This is a genomic window from Selenomonas sp. oral taxon 138 str. F0429 (genome assembly GCF_000318175.2).
GTDB lineage: Bacteria > Bacillota > Negativicutes > Selenomonadales > Selenomonadaceae > Centipeda > Centipeda timonae.
In genome coordinates, this window is the sequence record NZ_KB290939.1 from 194,912 (window position 1) to 196,887 (window position 1,976).

1 protein-coding gene and 1 pseudogene are annotated in these 1,976 nt (G+C 57.1%); both read left to right on the forward strand.

The window, feature by feature from the left end; translation table 11 throughout:
* Positions 1-236: 236 nt before the first annotated feature.
* Positions 237-1,514 carry an SLC13 family permease gene (locus HMPREF9163_RS05950; protein WP_009440814.1) on the forward strand — a complete coding sequence of 426 codons (1,278 nt, stop codon included), beginning with the start codon at positions 237-239 and terminating at the stop codon, positions 1,512-1,514.
* Between the two features lie 155 nt (positions 1,515-1,669).
* A pseudogene (locus tag HMPREF9163_RS12455) lies at positions 1,670-1,976 on the forward strand (nucleoside triphosphate pyrophosphatase); the annotation flags it as partial.

A 1,976-nucleotide genomic window follows, 5' to 3' on the forward strand; every position in this document is an offset into this window, starting at 1 on the left:
TCAAGATGGCGGTGCTGAATTTATCAGTGCTTCCGTAATCCGTGGCTGAGCGCGCGCTATGCACATCGTGTGGGCGAATTGGAAACAATAAACGAGAATAATTGAAAAAGAGATATAAAAATTGTACGCGGAAAAAAACTTGTCACTCCTTTGAACCTTGTGATAAAATGAACAAAGTCGTGCGCGGCGGTGGCTGTGATATCGCCGTGCAAATTAGTTACAAAGGAGGCGCTTAAATGGAAACGTTGGCCGCGATTATTTTTGTTGTAATGTATATGGTGATCGTCTCGGAAAAGATTCACCGCACGGTTGCTGCGATGATCGGCGCGGTGCTCATGATGCTGCTCGGCATCCTCTCGCAGGAGGTTGCGCTGCATCATGTGGACTTTGAGACGCTTGGACTGCTCGTCGGCATGATGGTGCTCGTCGGCGTGACGAAGGAGACGGGGCTGTTCGACTACGTGGCGATCAAGGCTGCGAAATCCGCAAAGGCGGAGCCGCGCCGCATTCTCGTCTACCTCTGTCTGATTACGGCGCTGTTCTCGGCGTTCCTCGACAACGTGACCACGGTGCTCCTCATGGTGCCTGTGACGTTCAGCATCACGAAGATTCTGAAGCTCGACCCCATGCCCTACCTCCTGACGCAGATCATCGCGTCGAACATCGGCGGTACGGCGACGCTGATCGGCGACCCGCCGAACATCATGATCGGCAGTGCGGTCAAGGAACTCACCTTCGTCATGTTCATCGAGCATCTCGCACCGATTGCGATCATCTGCATGCTCGTTGTCATGTTCATCATGTCTGCGATCTACCGCAAGGACCTCGTCACAACGCCGGAGCTGCAGGCGGAGCTCATGCAGATGGATGAAAAGGCGGCGATCACGGATCACGGCCTCTTGAAGCGCTCGCTCTTTGTTCTGGGGCTGACGATACTAGGATTTTTCACACACTCCTTTACGCACATTGAGTCCTCGCTGATCGCGCTGACGGGCGGCTTCCTGCTGCTCCTCCTTGCGGGCGGCAGTGAGCATCTCGTTGAAAAGGCGATGCACTCGGTCGAGTGGCCGACGATCTTCTTCTTCATCGGACTCTTTATCGCGGTCGGCGGACTGATCGAGGTCGGCATTATTGCGCAGCTCGCGGAGACGGCAGTGGAGACGACGGGCGGCGATCTGACGGCGACGGCGCTCCTCATCCTCTGGATGAGCGCGGTCATCTCGTCCGTGCTCGACAATATCCCGTTTGTTGCGACGATGATTCCGCTCATTCAGAATATGGGCGCAATGGGCATCGAGAATCTCGAGCCGCTCTGGTGGTCGCTCGCACTCGGCGCGTGTCTCGGCGGCAACGGCACGCTCGTTGGGGCTTCTGCGAACCTCATCGTGGCAGGCATGGCGGCGGAGCGCGGCGTACACATCAGTTTCGTCCGCTACTTCAAGATCGGCTTCCCACTCATGCTGCTCACGATCGTTCTCTCGACGGTCTATGTGTACCTGCGGTATTTGATATAAATTCTTTGCAGGAAAAAGCCTGCGCGAGGGCGAATCAAACTCTATAAGAAATGTGTGAAGGCACCGACACAGTTTCGGTGTCTTTTTTTATTCGGAGAGAAGTTATGTTCATACTTGCGTCTGCGTCGCCGCGCCGCCGTGCGCTCCTGCGGCAGATCGGGGCGTCGTTCGTCTCGATCACGCCCGCCGTCGATGAGGTGAATGATGGGGAGCGCCCGCGTGACGCCGTGATCTGCAACGCGCTCATGAAGGCGCGCAAGGTTGCGGAGGAGTACCCCGACCACGCCGTGCTCGGAGCGGATACCGCCGTTGTGCTGAATGGCATGGCGTTTGGCAAGCCGAAGGATGCGGCAGAGGCGCGCCATATGCTCTCCTCGCTCGAGGGGCGGCAGCATACGGTGCTCACGGGGATTGCGTGGGTCGTGAATGGGCGGGAGTACACGGATGCAGCGGAGACCACGG